This is a genomic window from Gimesia chilikensis, from assembly GCF_008329715.1.
GTDB classification, from domain to species: Bacteria; Planctomycetota; Planctomycetia; order Planctomycetales; family Planctomycetaceae; genus Gimesia; species Gimesia chilikensis.
The window spans coordinates 167,788-183,722 of the sequence record NZ_VTSR01000017.1; the positions used below are offsets into that span (position 1 = coordinate 167,788).

Annotated in this window: 11 protein-coding genes; 10 read left to right on the forward strand and 1 reads right to left on the reverse strand. The window is 55.4% G+C overall.

Features of this window, described 5'->3' with window-relative positions; genetic code table 11:
* Window positions 1-3: 3 nt before the first annotated feature.
* Together FYZ48_RS20870 and FYZ48_RS20875 are read left to right on the forward strand one after the other, a co-directional pair.
* A complete protein-coding gene (locus tag FYZ48_RS20870; protein WP_149343958.1) occupies window positions 4-1,455 on the forward strand; it encodes a DUF1501 domain-containing protein in 1,452 nt (483 codons plus the stop codon).
* Between the two features lie 225 nt (window positions 1,456-1,680).
* Window positions 1,681-3,270, forward strand: coding sequence for an alkaline phosphatase D family protein (locus tag FYZ48_RS20875; protein WP_149343960.1), 1,590 nt, complete (start codon window positions 1,681-1,683; stop codon window positions 3,268-3,270).
* Between the two features lie 34 nt (window positions 3,271-3,304).
* Here FYZ48_RS20875 and FYZ48_RS20880 read toward each other — a convergent pair whose 3' ends face one another.
* The gene (locus FYZ48_RS20880) at window positions 3,305-7,606 is read right to left on the reverse strand and encodes a PAS domain S-box protein (RefSeq protein WP_149343962.1); all 4,302 of its coding nucleotides are present in this window, start codon (window positions 7,604-7,606) and stop codon (window positions 3,305-3,307) included.
* Window positions 7,607-8,078: 472 nt separating this feature from the next.
* Here FYZ48_RS20880 and FYZ48_RS20885 point away from each other — a divergent pair, with 472 nt between their 5' ends.
* From FYZ48_RS20885 to FYZ48_RS20920, 8 genes are all read left to right on the forward strand, one after another.
* The gene (locus FYZ48_RS20885) at window positions 8,079-9,650 is read left to right on the forward strand and encodes an arylsulfatase (RefSeq protein ID WP_242022727.1); all 1,572 of its coding nucleotides are present in this window, start codon (window positions 8,079-8,081) and stop codon (window positions 9,648-9,650) included.
* Window positions 9,651-9,774: 124 nt separating this feature from the next.
* A complete protein-coding gene (locus tag FYZ48_RS20890) occupies window positions 9,775-10,734 on the forward strand; it encodes an AAA family ATPase (RefSeq protein WP_149343964.1) in 960 nt (319 codons plus the stop codon).
* A gap of 9 nt (window positions 10,735-10,743) precedes the next feature.
* On the forward strand, window positions 10,744-11,664 hold the full coding sequence (locus tag FYZ48_RS20895; protein WP_149343966.1) for a DUF58 domain-containing protein: 921 nt from the start codon (window positions 10,744-10,746) through the stop codon (window positions 11,662-11,664).
* Window positions 11,661-12,128 carry a DUF4381 domain-containing protein gene (locus FYZ48_RS20900; RefSeq protein WP_149343968.1) on the forward strand — a complete coding sequence of 156 codons (468 nt, stop codon included), beginning with the start codon at window positions 11,661-11,663 and terminating at the stop codon, window positions 12,126-12,128. Before FYZ48_RS20895 ends, FYZ48_RS20900 begins: the two co-directional genes overlap by 4 nt.
* A gap of 3 nt (window positions 12,129-12,131) precedes the next feature.
* The gene (locus tag FYZ48_RS20905; RefSeq protein ID WP_149343970.1) at window positions 12,132-13,169 is read left to right on the forward strand and encodes a vWA domain-containing protein; all 1,038 of its coding nucleotides are present in this window, start codon (window positions 12,132-12,134) and stop codon (window positions 13,167-13,169) included.
* Window positions 13,166-14,089 (forward strand): VWA domain-containing protein, encoded by a 924-nt coding sequence (locus tag FYZ48_RS20910; RefSeq protein ID WP_149343973.1) that lies wholly within the window; start codon window positions 13,166-13,168, stop codon window positions 14,087-14,089. Before FYZ48_RS20905 ends, FYZ48_RS20910 begins: the two co-directional genes overlap by 4 nt.
* Complete coding sequence (locus FYZ48_RS20915) at window positions 14,086-14,673, forward strand: tetratricopeptide repeat protein (protein ID WP_149343975.1); 588 nt, start codon at window positions 14,086-14,088, stop codon at window positions 14,671-14,673. The genes FYZ48_RS20910 and FYZ48_RS20915 overlap by 4 nt, the downstream gene beginning before the upstream one ends.
* The gene (locus FYZ48_RS20920) at window positions 14,670-15,917 is read left to right on the forward strand and encodes a BatD family protein (RefSeq protein WP_149343977.1); all 1,248 of its coding nucleotides are present in this window, start codon (window positions 14,670-14,672) and stop codon (window positions 15,915-15,917) included. The genes FYZ48_RS20915 and FYZ48_RS20920 overlap by 4 nt, the downstream gene beginning before the upstream one ends.
* Window positions 15,918-15,935: the final 18 nt, after the last annotated feature.

Here is a 15,935-nt window from a genome sequence, read left to right on the forward strand (position 1 = left end):
GATATGCAGAGCTCATCATTCCGTTACAGTCGCTGCCCGGGGGCATTGCCCGTCAATTCCCGCCGTGGCTTCCTGAAGCAGACGAGTGCCGGTTTTGGCTGGTTGGCGCTGGCAGGTCTGCTGGGTGAGCAGAGTCGATTGCAGGCAGCACCGCAATCAACGCCGCCCCATCATGCACCGCGCGTCAAAAATGTCATCTTTTGTTTTATGGACGGCGGACCCAGTCACGTGGATACGTTCGATCCCAAGCCAGCATTGAAAACGCATGAAGGGAAACCGATCGGGGCAGGGGCCGTTTCCAAGCGATCTCAATCGAGTGCTGGTCGGGTCTGGCTGGGAAGTCCCTGGAAATTCCGACAACGGGGTGAGAGCGGTCTCTGGGTCAGCGATCTGTTTCCGCAGCTGGCTCAAGTGGCTGACGAACTGTGTGTCGTACGTTCCATGGTGGGAGAACTACCCTTACATGGTCAACAGAATCTGTTGTTGCACACGGGGCGGATCATCGGACAGGCACCGAGTATGGGGGCCTGGGTTTCTTATGGACTGGGTACCGAGAACCGTAATCTTCCCGCCTACGTCGTGTTGAATAACGACTGGGTACCGAATGGTGGCCTGGAAAACTTTGGCAGTTCGTTTCTCCCCGCTACACATCAGGCAACGCAGTTGCGTGCGAAAGGCGTCCCCGTGGATAACATCCGGCCGGGTGATTCACTATCGCTGCAACAGCGCAAGCTGGAACTGCTGGCTGCACAGGACCAGATCTTCGCGGACAAAGCCTCTGCAGCTTCACCCATTGAGAGTGCGATCGCCAACTACGAAACCGCGTTTCGGATGCAGACCCTGGTTCCTGAAGTCTCCGACATCAGTCAGGAGCCTGCTTACATCCAGCGCGAGTATGGCGTGGATTCGACCGACGAACATCAGCACTACTACGCAATCCAGGCACTGCGAGCCCGGCGTCTTGTCGAAGCGGGAGTCCGATTTGTGGAGATCACGTGTCCCAGTTTCGACAGCAATAACAGTCCCTGGGATCAGCACGGGCAGCTCAAGAAAAACCATGAGAAGAATGCGCGGATTACGGAACAGTCCGTGGCGGCGCTGATTATCGATCTGAAACGACGTGGTCTACTCGATGAGACGCTGGTCGTCTGGGCGGGAGAAATGGGACGGACTCCCCATACGCCGAAAGTCACGCCGACCTGTGGTCGTGATCATCATGTCAACGGCTACAGTCTGTTCCTGGCCGGGGGTGGCTTTAAACCGGGAATCACTTTCGGAGAGACCGACGAATTTGGCAATGCGGTCGTCGAACACCCACTGTCGATTCATGACATCCATGCGACGATTCTGCATCAACTGGGCCTGAATCATGAAGCACTGACGTTTCGACATGGGGGCCGTGACCATCGTTTGACTGATGTGCACGGACATGTAATCCAGGAGATACTGAGTTAAAGTCGCGCTCCATGAAGTTCCAGTTAAATGTCAGATTCGAATCTGTTTTCAATGACTCTTGAGTTGCCGGGCCCCTCTCAGAGGATTTAAAATCCAAGTATCCATCCCGGAAGGCCGTCCACGGTAAATCCTCCGTCGCATCTGCCGTTCCTGTAACGCGTGATCAACGCAGACACATTCATATAATTCCCACCCGCCAATTCCACTGAAACAGGTATATTACGTATGTTCGATTACAAACGGCTTAATGAAGCAGTTAAAGCAGAGAACGGTATCAGCCGTCGTCTCTTTTTATCTTATGGTGCAGCGCTGTCGACTCTCCCTTTACTGGGTCGAGCCAGTTGGGCAAATCCCTCTCCCGTTTTCCAGAAAGATCCATTCACTCTGGGTGTCGCTTCGGGCGATCCGGACTCGACCAGTGTGATTTTATGGACCCGCCTCGCACCCGAACCACTGCAGCCCCACGGCGGTTTAGGTCCTCAGCCGATTGAAGTCAAATGGGAACTGGCGGAAGACGAAGGCTTTCAGAAGCTGGTAGCTTCAGGCACGGCCCAGGCAACTCCACAGCTCGGGCATTCCGTGCACGTGGAAGCGAAAGGCCTGAAACCCGATCACTGGTACTGGTATCGGTTCCAGGCAGGCGATGCCGTCAGCCCCGTGGGACGTACGCGGACAATGCCTGAAACCACCGCGATGCCGGACCAGCTGAAATTTGCTTTCGCCAGCTGTCAGAACTATGAACAGGGGCTGTTTACCGCCTACGAACAGATGGCCCAGGACGACCTGGACCTGGTCTTCCATCTGGGCGATTACATCTACGAATATCAGTCTGGCAGAAACGGCAAGATCCGCACACACTTTGGCCCCGAGATCGAATCACTGGGCGACTACCGGATTCGTCACTCCCAGTACCGCGCTGATCCATTGCTGCATAACATGCATGCGAAATGCCCCTGGTTTGTAACCTGGGATGACCATGAATTTGATAATAACTGTGCCGCTGATGTCTCCGAAGAACTGGATGCCGACCCGATTGACTATCTGCTCAGACGGGCCAACGCTTACCAGGCATATTATGAAATGATGCCGCTGAGACCTGGTTGTCTGCCACAGGGACCGCATATGCAGCTCTATCGCCAGGGTGGTTTTGGACGATTGGCAGATTTCTTTGTGCTGGATACGCGCCAGTATCGTTCCGATCAGCCGAACGGGGATAAGAAATCTCCGCTGAATCAATCAGCTATGGCACGCAGTAATTCGCTGCTGGGTGGTCCACAGCGGAACTGGCTGCAGTCCCAGCTGATCAGCTCAGATGCAACCTGGAACGTTCTGGCCCAGCAGGTGATGATGGGCATGGTGAGTTTCTCTTCGAAAGATGAAGAGCGGGTCTATTCCATGGACCAGTGGCCCGGCAGTGCCTATGAACGGATGCAGTTAATGCAATTCATGGCTGATCGCCGCGTCCCCAATCCGGTGGTGTTAACAGGTGACATTCATTCCAACTGGGTGAATAATCTGCGTGTGGATGACCGCAAGCCGGAAACACCTGTCGTGGCAACCGAATTTGTAGGAACCTCCATCAGCAGTGGTGGGAACGGTGTGCAGAAACGAAAAGGGCATGCTGACATTCTCTCACACAACCCCTGCGTTCAGTTCCAGAACTCCGAACGTGGCTATGTCCGCTGCACCGTGACTCCTAAAGACTGGACCAGCGAGTACATGGTGGTGGATGATGTCACCCGTCCCGGGGGGCATGTCACTCCGCGGGCTGCATTCGTAGTCGAAGCGGGTACTCCGGGAGCACAACCGGCTTAAGTGATCAATCCGCTATGCTGACATTCGACTGAGATCAGAGCACCGAAGGAGGCTCGGTCTCAGTCGGCGTCTGCAGTGTAATCCAGTGCAGAAGCGTTTTCGCGAGTACTTTGCTGTTGACCGGTTTACTGAGGTAATCATCGCAGCCTGCGTCGAGGCACTTCTGTCGATCTTCGGCCATGGCGTGCGCGGTAAGTGCTACGATGGGTAGCTTTGCACCTGCAGCACGAAGCGTGCTGGCCAGAGTGTATCCATCCATTTCAGGCATCTGCATGTCTGTCAGCAGAAGGTGGTAAGGTTGTCCTGCCTGTTCTGCTTCATGGAATTTGCGCAATGCAATCGCGCCATTGTCGGCGACATCGACTTCAGCCCCTTTCTTCTTGAGCAGAAAGGAAATCAGCCGTTGATTGTCGGGACCATCTTCAGCCAGCAGAATTCGAGTACCCGCAGGAAGTGCGAGCGTTGCGAGTGAAGTTTTATGCTCAGTCTGTTCGAGTTCGTCCTGCAAACGACTCGTGACATACCTGGTTTCGTCGACGGTCTCTATGGGAAGTAGCAGACGAAAACAGGTTCCGGTTCCTTCCTTGGTCCAGACAAGCGAGACCTCTCCGTTCATCAGTCGGGCCAGTTTCCGCGAAATCACCAGCCCCAGTCCGGTTCCTCCATGCTGGCGAGTGACCGAGGTATCAGCCTGGGAAAAGGCGTTGAAGATTTTTTCTGCCTGTGCCGAGGACATTCCGGGGCCGGTATCCTGGATATCAAATTGCAGAAACGCTGTCTCGCCCTGCTGAGACAGTTCCACAATGAGTTGAATCTGTCCCTGCTCAGTAAATTTGACTGCATTCCCGACCAGATTCATCAGGATCTGACGCAGTCGGGTGGGATCGCTTTTGATGAGATCGGGAATCGGATTCTGAATCCGTGTCACCATCTCCACTCCCTTTTCCGTCGCCGGGGGACGCAGCAGGCTCTCGATATGATCCAGAATTTGAAACACCTGGGTCGTTGTGTAATCAAGCTGCACTTTCTGGGCTTCAATCTTGGACAGATCCAGGATGTCGTTAATGACCGTCAGCAGATGGTTGCCGGCCTCCTGGATAGTATTTACTGCCTGATCCCGTTTTCGCGGTGACGTTGAGAACTCAGCATCATTTTTCAGCAAGTCGGCATATCCCAGAATCGCCGTTAGAGGCGTGCGAATTTCGTGGCTCATGTTGGCCAGGAATTCGCTCTTACTTTGAGAAGCCGCCAGCGCTGCTTCCTGTGCCTGTTTGAGTTCGGTGATGTCGTTTCGAATCGCGAGATAGCCTGTGGGAGTTCCTTCCCCATCTTTCATCGTCGCGATTGTCGTATCGACCCAGTACGGTTCACCATTTTTACGCCGATTACAGATTTCCCCCTGCCACATGCCTTCCGCGGCAATGGTGCGAAACACCTCTTTCCAGAATTCCCGGGAATGAGTTCCTGAATTAACGATGCTGTGAGTCTGCCCGATCGTTTCTGCTTCAGAATATCCACTGACTTTGCAGAACATTTCATTTACGTGACGGATGGTACCACTCAAATCGGTCTCGGCCACAATCGCATGCTGATCCAGCACTTTCAGACAGAGTTCCAACCGCACTGTTGCTTCTCTGAGAGACTTCTCCAAAGCAATACGATCGGAAATATCTACGAGCACATTGACCGCCCCAGTGAGCTCCCCTTCGAAATTAAACAGCGGGCTGACATGTGCGAGTGCGGTCTTGCGACTGCCGTCCTCGGACTCAACTACGATCTCTCCCCCGTGAAGAGTTTTCCCAGTGTCCAGAGCCAGCGCCATCCAGCATTTCTCATGCGGAATCGGACTTCCATCAGTGCCGAATAATTTGAACGAACCACAGAAACGGTCCTCCGGATTTTCGATCTGTGGTTCCCGCCCCCAGAAATCGGCTGCTGCCTGGTTGTAATAGGTAATCAGTCCCTGGGTATTACACGTATATGCAGCGACAGGCAGGGCATCAATCAGGCGGCGGATTTTTTCCCGGCTGTCCAACAGTTCCTGTTCCGCCTGCTTGCGCTCCGTAATATCATTTTCGATGGCCATGAAACCGGTCAGCATGCCATCCGCGTCCAGAATCGGATCGACTTTCAGATGGACCCAGTATTCTGCCCCTGACTTGTGATAGTTAATCAGTTCTGTTTCGAAGCTCTCTCCCGTGCGAATCTTTCGCGACATGTACTCGATCACCTGGGGATCGGTTTTCTCTCCCTGGAGCATCGCCCCCGGGGTCTGGCCCATGACCTCTTCGAGACTATAGCCTGTGATTCGCGTAAACCTGTCATTGACCCATTCTACGCGTCCCTGGGCATCCGTGATCACGACACCATTCGTCGACTTACTGACTGCCGTTGCCAGTCGCGATAGCTGTTTTTCATTCTGTTTCTGTAGAGTGATGTCGATACCGACCCCGAGGTAGCCTTCGATCTGCTGATACTGATCGCGAATCGCAGTCACCGTCAATTCTACGGTACGATGGCTGCCGTCTTTACAGACATAGGTCCATTCTCGCTTGTCAGAGTCTCCCTGTTGCGCCAGCGCGATAAAGGTTTCAAAATTTTCAATCTTACGTCCGAGCGCAGTAGTCAATTCCCGGGCATGTTCTTCAATTTCTTCTGCAAGGTGAAAACATTCGGGAGTCTGAATGCCAATCATTTCCCTGGCTGAATACCCCAGCAACTGCTCGGCTCCAGGACTGAACAGCGTGATAATGCCCTCGGGATCGGTGGCAATGATGGAGACTTCCGTAGCCGCCCGGATGACACCATCCAGATGCGCTCGGGATGTATACTCGTCGTATTGAAGGATGAGAAAATCTGCTTCGCGCTGCTTTTCTTCCGTAATATCCTGAAAAGCACCCACCAGGCGTACGGGGTTCCCCTGTTCGTATTCCAGTTCCCCCTGAGCTCTCACCCAGATATGTCGTCCTTTCGCTGTAATGAAGGGGAGCTTGAGATCCCAGGACTGCCCGGTTTCGATCGATCGTTCCAGCGCACTTTGCAAAACGGGACGTGCCTCAGGAGTATAAAAACTGTACGCGGTCTCGATGGAAGGGCGATATCCCGGCTCGACTTCATGGATCGCATACGTCTCCTGAGTCCAGAACAGTTCTCGCGTTTCGAGATCCAGGTGCCAGCCGCCGATCCTGGCAACTTCACCAACACGCGATAGAAGTTTTTCACTCTGGTTGAGTTGTAACTTCGTCAGCTGATAATCATGAATGTCCTCGACGGTCCCAATCAGTGTCCGCTGCCCCTCCCGTTCTCCGTTCAAGGCCTGGGCCTGGATTCGCACCCAGCGGGAGAACCCCAGTTGATTCCGGGTGCGAACTTTCAGATCGATTGGTTTATTTTCCTGCAAATGTCGCTCTATCGCTGCTTCCCAGGACTCTCTGTTTCCCGCCCCCAGATGACTGAGGAATTCTTCATACTGAGCAAGGGGAAACTCAGACTCTGCGGTATAGCCGAACACACGCCAGAATGATTCCGAACACCAGAATTCATTGGTCTGCTCTGTCCAGGACCAGGTTTCATGAAATGAAGCCGAGATGGACGCAGCCAGTTGAGATTGATTACTTTTCAGATTCTGTGTGCGTAAATCGAGATCCGTTTCTCTCTGGTCGAGGGTGTCCTGTCGCTTTCTGACACGGGTCAACAGATAAAAACTGGCTGCATAGGCTGTGACTGGCAATACCAGCCAGAAAAACCAGTGATGGGAAACAGAAGCCGCATGGCCTGTCTGCGCCTGGTCAGCATCAGGTAAGACAGACTGAAACTCTACCAGCAGGGGCATCAGTTTCTGCTCGCTGGTGAGAACCCGAGGTAACATGGCCTCAGGACTTTGTTGTCCTGACAACGCTTCAAGGACGTCTGATGTAATCTGCTCAAAGAGCGGGGTAATTTGTCCATCAAGCTTCGCGGCTGCGGTAGCGGAGTCTTTGACCGTCTGACTGAGCTGATGGTGCTGTGCATTCCACTGATTTAATAATTCGTCCAGTCTTTGATAGCTGCTGGCAGCCTGCTGCGGGTTGCTCAACAGCAGCAGATGTTTGACGATTTCTGCCGTCTGAACCTGAAGTTGACCAACCACCTGTCGCTGCTGTAGCTCAGTTGCGGATTCGGAAGTTGTCTGCGGTATGATTGACGGCTTCTGAAACAGAACCAGTACTAGAATCAGGAATAAACTGGCGAGACCAGCCTGCAGGAAAGGTGATTGAGCAACCTTTTTCCACCCGGAATACTCAACATGGACATAGTCCGCGTCATCGACACCTGAATCAGAACGAAAAATATGCATGGCAGAAAATCAGGGAGAAACAGACGACTGACGACAGATAATTTGTCCCGTTGCAGAATTCATGGTGCAGGTAGTAAGTAACATCAAATCGCAACGCGGATACCTACCACATACTTTCGTCCCTGAACTTAAGCAGAGACGACAAAAACAGAAAACGTGAAACCCATGACAGTTATGTCTGCTGATAGGATTCTGTTGAATTTTTCTGCTGCCACAGTTTCTCGGCAATGTGCCTGAGGAATTCCCCTGCAATTTCTACTAAACGCCAGATTTTGCTCCTGCGCTTCAGGTTTTGAGATTCATAGAATTTTCATTGGTATTATTAAATGATCTGTCTAGAATAAAACATACCTGTACATCTCATTCGAGTTCACGACAACGGGCCTGTCTTCAAGATTGATTTTCAAGATCAGTTCTGCGAACTTGCACTTGAGGCATTTACCAATCTCATTCATCTCAGGGAGAATCCGCCATGAAGAGTTTATGCCGCTGGGGATCAATGGCTTTATTGATCTGTGCCACGCTGGTGACTCAAACTTTTGCCCAGCAGAACAGTTCATCCAGTAAAAAGCCGAATATCCTGGTTATTTTCGGGGACGACATCGGCCAGACCAATGTTTCCGCCTACACGATGGGGCTGGTGGGTTACCGCACGCCCAACATCGATCGAATCGCCCGCGAAGGGGTGATCTTTACCGACTATTATGCGGAGCAGAGCTGTACTGCAGGACGCTCAACATTCATTACCGGGCAGTGTAGTTACCGGACCGGCCTGTCAAAAGTGGGGCTCCCTGGTGCGGATCTGGGATTACAAGCCGAAGACCCGACCCTGGCAGAACTACTGAAACCGCTGGGTTACGCGACCGGGCAGTTCGGGAAAAACCACCTGGGGGACAAGGATGAATTCCTGCCCACGAATCATGGATTCGATGAATTCCTAGGTAACCTGTATCACCTGAATGCAGAGGAAGAACCCGAAAACCGCAATTATCCGCGCGATCCCGAATTCCGCAAGAAATTTGGTCCGCGGGGTGTGATCAAATCCAGTGCGGACGGCAAAATTGAAGACACTGGCCCCCTGACGAAAAAGCGAATGGAGACAGTGGATGAAGAGACCTCCTCTGCAGCCATTGATTTTATCGAACGCCAGGCCAAAGCAGAAAAGCCCTTCTTCTGCTGGTGGAACTCGACCCGCATGCATTTCCGGACGCATGTCAAGGATGAACACCGCGACCAGCCAGGCCTGACGGCACGCACAGAATATGCAGATGGCATGATCGAGCACGACAACCAGGTTGGAAGCCTGCTGAAGAAGCTGGACGAACTGGGAATTGCCGACAATACGATCGTAATCTACACGACCGACAACGGACCGCATAAAAACTCGTGGCCCGATGCGGGACTGAGCCCCTTCCGGAATGAGAAGAACTCGAACTGGGAAGGTGCTTTCCGGGTGCCCTGCATGATGCGTTGGCCAGGCAAGATCAAAGCGGGCGCTGTTTCCAACGAGATCGTCAGCGGGATGGACTGGCTGCCGACTCTGATGGCAGCTGCCGGTGACAGCAATATCAAAGAGGAACTGCTGAAGGGGCATCGTGCGGGAAACAAAACCTATAAGGTTCACCTGGACGGTTACAACATCCTGCCTTATCTGACAGGTAAAGAGAAGAAGTCGCCGCGCAGATCTTTCTTCTACTTCAATGATGACAGCCAACTGGTGGGCCTGCGGTTTGAGAACTGGAAGCTGGTCTTCCTGGAACAGCGTGCCCGGGGGACACTTCAAGTCTGGGCGGAGCCGTTCACGCCGCTACGTCTGCCGTTAATGTTCGATTTACGGGCTGATCCCTATGAGCAGGCTAATATCACCTCCAACACCTATTATGACTGGTTGCTCGAGCATGCCTTTCTGCTGGTACCCGCGCAGCAATACGCGGGCAACTTCCTGGAAACGTTCAAAGAGTTTCCACCACGTCAGAAACCGGCTTCGTTCAATCTGGATGAAGTGACGAAAAAACTGCAGGAAGGAACTGGCGGGGCTCAATAAGCTCGCGTTTCTTACTGTGGAGTTTATAATCAAAGCGGAGTGACCACCTGGATCGCTCCGCTTTGTTTTCTTTGCCAGCAGGTAGCATTCAGGATGCTGCCAGACTCTGAATGAAGGAACGTGCATGAATCCGCGTGAATCGATTCTGCAAATCTCAACAGCGATGAATGCTGCTATTCTGGGACAAGAGGCTGTGGTGGAACGGCTGCTGATTGCCCTTCTGGCGGATGGCCATGTGTTGCTGGAAGGCTTACCTGGCACTGCGAAAACGCGATCGATCAAAACGTTGTCGAGTCTCATCGAAAGCCAGTTCAGTCGTGTGCAGTTTACACCCGACCTGCTGCCTTCCGATGTGACGGGCTCGGAAATCTATCGCGAACAAAACGCGACGTTCGAGTTTCAGCAGGGGCCTGTGTTCGGGAACCTGGTCCTGGCGGATGAGATCAATCGTGCCCCGGCGAAGGTGCAGTCTTCACTCCTGGAAGCGATGGAAGAACGCCAGGTTACCGTGGCGGGCAAGACACATCGACTGCCGAACCTGTTTCTGGTACTGGCGACCCAGAACCCGATTGAACAGGAAGGAACTTACCCGTTGCCCGAAGCACAGATGGACCGGTTCCTGCTCTACGTGAATGTGGATTATCCCATCGGTGAGAATGAGCTGGCCATCATGCGGCTGGTGCGGCAGGAAAAAGCGGCTGCGGTAAAAAAGTTACCGGTTCCCATTTCGCAGGACGTAATTTTCGAGGCGCGGAAGCAGGTATTTGAAATCCACGTGGCGGAAGCTGCAGAACAATACATCGTCGATCTGGTGTTGGCCACGCGGAATCCTGAGCGACGGAAGGGGAAACTGGCCAGCTGGATTCGCCTGGGGGCCAGTCCGCGGGGAACGATCGCTCTGGATGCCGCCGCGCGGGCACATGCCTGGCTGAACAACCAGGACTTTGTCTCGCCGGACAACATTCGTGCGGTAGCTTCGGCGTGCCTGGCACATCGCGTGCATCTGAGCTACGAAGCGGAGGCAGAGGGGGTCTCACGGACTGATGTGATTGAAGAACTTCTGAAAACGGTCGTTGCCGTCTGAGGTCAGCCGATGAGTGCTGCTGTTTCGATTACTCTCGAAGAACTGATTCTGATGAAGGCCGAAGCGCGCGGATTTTCTCTGCTGCCACGGCAGCCGGTCACTTCGTTGCTGGCGGGGCGACATGCTTCGCGTCTGCGGGGGCGGGGGCTGACGTTTGAGGAGCTGCGTCACTATCACGAAGGAGACGACGTACGTTCGATCGACTGGCGGGCGACGGCGCGGCTGCGATCGCCGCACGTGCGGGTCTTCAGTGAAGAACGGGAACGGCCGGTGCTGTTTGTGGTGGATCAGCGGTTACCCATGTTTTTCGGATCGCGGCGGGCGATGAAATCGGTGGTGGCGGCAGAACTGGCGGCCCTGGGAGCATGGCGTTCTCTCGAAGTGGGGGACCGCGTCGGGGGGCTGGTGTTCAACGAAAGCGAAGTCGTGGAGATCCGACCGCACCGCAGTCGGACGCGTGTGCTGCGGCTGTTTCATGAAATCGTCAACATGAACCAGCGGCTGGCTTCCGAGCAGCGTGCAGAAGGGAGTGTCACGTTAAACAATGCCCTGGAGAAGGCCCTGCATGTGGCGACGCATGACTACCTGGTGGTCCTGATCAGTGATCTGGATGGTGCGGATGCGGAAACTCGTCGGCTTTCAACTTTGATTTCCGCCCGCAATGATATGCTGGTGGCCGCCGTTTATGATCCGCTGGGGGCGACGCTGTCCGGGGCACCGGGCATGCTGGCCGCCGATCGGGGGGAGCTGTGGGAAATTCCCAGTCACGCTGCCTTTACAGACCAGTTTCGACAGGCCTTCCAGGACCGTGTTGATGAATGGCAGAAAATCTTTCGTAATCTGAAGGTGCCCGTGATGCCTGTGTCTACGTCACTGCCTGCGGGCCCACAAGTGCTTTCTCTGCTGGGACACAGGGCGCGACCCTCATGAAAAACGACGCAACCAGCCTGGACCGGATGCACGACATTGTACTGCCGGATGCAATTCCCTGGTGGCCCCCGGCTCCCGGCTGGTACGTGGTGCTGGCGGCACTGGGAGGGGTGGCACTGTATCTGGTTTACCGGAGCTGGCGACACTGGGCGGCGAATCGCTATCGTCGTCAGGCACTGCGGGAACTGGAACAGGCACAGTCGATATTAGAAGTCTCGGAACTGTTAAGACGCACGGCGCTGATGGTGGTTCCTCGCGCGGAAGTGGCAGCGCAGACCGGAGCCGCCTGGACAGGGTGGCTGGCGGCGCACGCACCTGTCGCAATGGACGAGCAGATTTCCCGGCAATTGACGGTGGGCGTTTACGATGGTTCAGCGGGTGAGATTGAGGGACTAAAACAGTACGCCGCCAGCTGGATTCGACAACATCGACTTCCCGAACTGCAGCAGAGGGAATCAAGATAAAACATGTTTGCCTTTGCTTATCCCTGGATCTTCGCTCTCTTGCCGGTACCCTGGCTGGTGAGATATTTTCTCCCGGCCCGGGAATCGACTGGGGTCGCGGTGCGGGTTCCCTTTGGTGAGCGACTGACGGCCGTGATGCGGAACCAGGCGCCCGTGGCTGCCGCCGTCAGGCAGTCCCGTCAACTGCTGTTGCCAGCGCTGATTTGGGGGCTGGTACTGTGTGGGCTGGCGCGTCCACAATGGATCGAGCCGCCTGTCGTCAAAGAAGAGCCGACCCGTGATCTGCTGCTGCTGGTCGATCTGTCGAGCTCGATGGACCAGAAGGATTTTGTGAATCCGGCCGGTAAGGCGATCACGCGGCTGGAAGCGGTGAAAGAGGTGCTGGGTGATTTTCTGGTCCGCCGGAAGGGGGATCGGGTGGGGCTGGTGGTGTTTGGCTCCGCCCCTTATCTGCAGGCGCCTTTTTCGACTGATCTTTCGCTGGTGCGAACTCTGCTCGATGAATGCCAGGTGGGGATGGCCGGGCCGCAGACTGCCTTTGGTGATGCGATCGGTCTGGGGGTGAACCTGTTTCAGGAGAGCAAGGTTCCCGCCAAGACCATCATTGCGCTGACGGATGGAAACGATACCAAAAGCCAGGTTCCGCCTGTCGAGGCTGCGCGGATTGCTGCCCAGCGGGAGATCCGGATTCATACCGTGGCGATAGGGGATCCGACGACCGCCGGTGAAGACAAGCTGGACGCTGAGACATTGAAAGAGGTGGCCCGGGTGGCCCACGGATCTTATTTCTTTGCCGGCGACCGGAAGCAGCTGGAGCAGATTTACCAGCAACTGGACCGGATTGAAACGCGAGAAGTGAAGACGATCAGCCATCGACCGCGACGGGATCTGTATCATTATTTTCTGCTGGTGGCGCTGTTCCTGTCGCTGCTGGAGAAGGTGCTGGTGGTCTGGCGGGCCCGCAGGGAACCCTCTTTGAAACAGACGTCGGCGGAAGTGCGGGTGAACCCGACCAGTGGTCAACTGGAGGTGGTGTCATGATGGAGGCCTTCAGCCAGTTGCATTTCATTCGACCGGGCTACTTGTGGCTGCTGCCGCTGGTTGGTGGACTGTGGTGGCTCTGGCGTCGGCATACAACGCCGCTGCGAGGCTGGCGCGAACAGATCGCTCCTGAACTGCTGCAGGCGATGACCGTGCGGAATACGACACATCGGGACTATTCGGCCCTGATCTTGCTCGTCGGCTGGCTGCTGGCGGTGATTGCGATTGCGGGGCCCACCTGGAAACAGGAACCGAATCCGTTTGCCGCCGATGCGGCGCCGTTGATGATTCTACTCAAAGCGGACAAGAGTATGGATCAGCCGGATCCGCTGCCGTCAGCAATTGAGCGAGCCCGATTGAAAGTGGACGACCTGATTCGAATCCGTCAGGGACAACCGGTGGGGCTGATTGCATACGCGGGGTCGGCGCATCTGGTGCTGCCTCCCACACGGGATACGTCGATTGTGGCCGAGATGGCGGCCCAGATCAGTTCGGGTATCATGCCTGAGCCCGGAGACCGACTCGAGCTGGCATTGGAGAAAGCGGATGAGATCCTGAAGGGGGGCGATGCGGGCGGAACGGTGCTGGTGATAGCAGACAGCGTGACAGACGATGCCGCCTCGCTGGTCAAAGCGGGACTGAAAAAAGGTGCGTTTCCGATTCAGTTTCTGGCACTGCGGAATGATCCTTCTTTGCAACGGGCGGCGGAGGCAGTACAGGCCTCACTGGTGGAATTGACGCCGGACGATGCTGATGTGACCGCGATCGCGAAAGCGGCTGAGCGGAAGTCGGTGGTCGGGGTGGCTGGTGAAGATCAGCGCTGGGAGGAAATGGGATATTGGCTGGTGCCTTTCCTGGCGGTGATTGTGGCAGCCGGGTTCCGTCGCGAGAAACAGTTCAACGGCAGGGAGGTGCAATGAGAGTGTCCCTGGTGTTGATCGTTGCCTTATCGTGGACGGGCTGGTGGCTGACGCCGGACCAGCGGGGGCAGCGCCTGTTTCGAGACAAACAATATCAGCAGGCGGCCGAAATCTTTACCGATCCCGAGTGGCAGGGGGCGGCCTGGTACCGGGCAGGAGAGTTCGAACAAGCGGCGCAGGCCTTTGCACGGGGTTCGAGTCCCGAGGCGCGGTTTAATGCGGGAAACGCCTGGATGCTGCTGGGAAAATATGAGCAGGCGATTGCGGAATATGAGCGGGCGTTGAAGCTGCGTCCCGGCTGGAAAGCAGCGGAGGAGAATCGTGCGTTGGCAGAAGCCCGGGCGAAACTGAGGGAAACCAAAGGGGGCGACCTCGGCGATCAGCAGGAAGGCGCCGACGAAGTGGTGTTCGACCTCAATAAAGAACGCGGGGGACAGGATACAGAAATTGCCGGGGAACAGGCTGCATCGGACTCCACAGTCCAGTCGATCTGGTTGCGGCGGGTGCAGACGAACCCGGCTGACTTTCTCCGCTCCAAATTTGCATATCAGTCTGCACTGCAGCAGGAAGGAACGCCGGAATGAGAGTTTTCATTTGGCTGATGCCGTTACTGATGAGCCTGCTGTCGCGGGGACTGGTGGCTGCGGAAGTGGAACCGGCATCAATCCAGATCAAGGAGCAAACCTGGTGGGTGGGGCAGCAGGTTCCCTTTACGGTGCAGCTGCGGGCACCGGGTTCGTTTTCCGGGGCGGCGATGTTTTCCCTGCCTGAGATTCCGCGGGTGGTGATTATTAAGACGGGCAGTCCGGTAGTGTCTTCCGAAGAGATCGAGGGCAAAACCTGGTTCGTGCAGACGCATGAATTCGCTTTGTTTTCGCAACAGAGTGGAACGGTGACGATTCCGGAGTTCACGGTGCGGTTCAGTCATAAAGATGGTTTTACCGGACCGGTACACGATCAGAGTGTGCAGGTGCCCGCGGCCCAGGTGAAAATCGAGCGACCGCCGGGCAGTTCTGCCCAGGACTTTCTGGTTACCACCGACTTATTCAAACTTAAGGAACGCTGGGATCCCCAGCCGGGGAGTGCCGCGCAAGGAGCCGTGTTTCAGCGGACGATTAGCCAGGAAGCGGACCAGGTGACCGGGATGGCACTGGCACCTCCTCCCGAAGCGGTGCCTGCGGGTGTGCGGCTCTACCTGGGGCAGCCGACGGTGAGTGACAAGACGGAGCGTGGTGCTTTCATCGGAACGCGCGTTGATACCTTGACCTATCAGTTGCAGGAAGCGGGGACATGGACCTTGCCGGCGATTCGCTACCAGTGGTGGGACCCGGAGAAGAAAGCCTTCGGCTCTCAGACGCTGCCGGCGGTGACGTTTGAAGTGAAAGGGTCGGCCGTTCCTGTCACTGATGCTCCTGGAGAGGCTTCCCCGAAATCGATTTATATCGGGTTGGCAGTTCTCGGCACTTGCTTCGTTGTTATGTACTGGCAACGAAGACAGATTGGGAACGGCCTGCGCTGGATCGGACAACACTGGAATTCACCGGAACACGTGGCTGCGCGAAAGCTGCTGGCCGGTTGCCGGGCCAATGATCCTCATGCAACTCAAAGAGCCTGGCAGATCTGGTTGAACTGCCGGGGCGTGGATTCTTCAATCAGCCCGGAACTCAAAGCGGCGGTGCAGGAACTTCAGAGCACGTTGTATGGTGTGCATCAGTCGTCAGACTGGCAGGGAGCGAGGCTGGCGGCCGCTTTTCGTGCGGATCAGAGATCGCACAAAAAGTCTGGACCGAAGAAACAGAGTGCATTGCCGGCGCTAAACCCAAGGTGAAGGCACAACGAGGCAATT

Excerpts from the sequence above, each read along its gene's own strand:
- FYZ48_RS20915 (WP_149343975.1), top strand. The coding sequence starts at position 14,086 with ATGAGAGTGTCCCTGGTGTTGATCGTTGCCTTATCGTGGACGGGCTGG.
- FYZ48_RS20885 (WP_242022727.1), top strand. The coding sequence starts at position 8,079 with ATGAAGAGTTTATGCCGCTGGGGATCAATGGCTTTATTGATCTGTGCC.
- FYZ48_RS20870 (WP_149343958.1), top strand. The coding sequence starts at position 4 with ATGCAGAGCTCATCATTCCGTTACAGTCGCTGCCCGGGGGCATTGCCC.
- FYZ48_RS20910 (WP_149343973.1), top strand. The coding sequence starts at position 13,166 with ATGATGGAGGCCTTCAGCCAGTTGCATTTCATTCGACCGGGCTACTTG.
- FYZ48_RS20895 (WP_149343966.1), top strand. The coding sequence starts at position 10,744 with ATGAGTGCTGCTGTTTCGATTACTCTCGAAGAACTGATTCTGATGAAG.
- FYZ48_RS20905 (WP_149343970.1), top strand. The coding sequence starts at position 12,132 with ATGTTTGCCTTTGCTTATCCCTGGATCTTCGCTCTCTTGCCGGTACCC.
- FYZ48_RS20890 (WP_149343964.1), top strand. The coding sequence starts at position 9,775 with ATGAATCCGCGTGAATCGATTCTGCAAATCTCAACAGCGATGAATGCT.
- FYZ48_RS20900 (WP_149343968.1), top strand. The coding sequence starts at position 11,661 with ATGAAAAACGACGCAACCAGCCTGGACCGGATGCACGACATTGTACTG.
- FYZ48_RS20880 (WP_149343962.1), bottom strand. The coding sequence starts at position 7,606 with ATGCATATTTTTCGTTCTGATTCAGGTGTCGATGACGCGGACTATGTC.
- FYZ48_RS20920 (WP_149343977.1), top strand. The coding sequence starts at position 14,670 with ATGAGAGTTTTCATTTGGCTGATGCCGTTACTGATGAGCCTGCTGTCG.
- FYZ48_RS20875 (WP_149343960.1), top strand. The coding sequence starts at position 1,681 with ATGTTCGATTACAAACGGCTTAATGAAGCAGTTAAAGCAGAGAACGGT.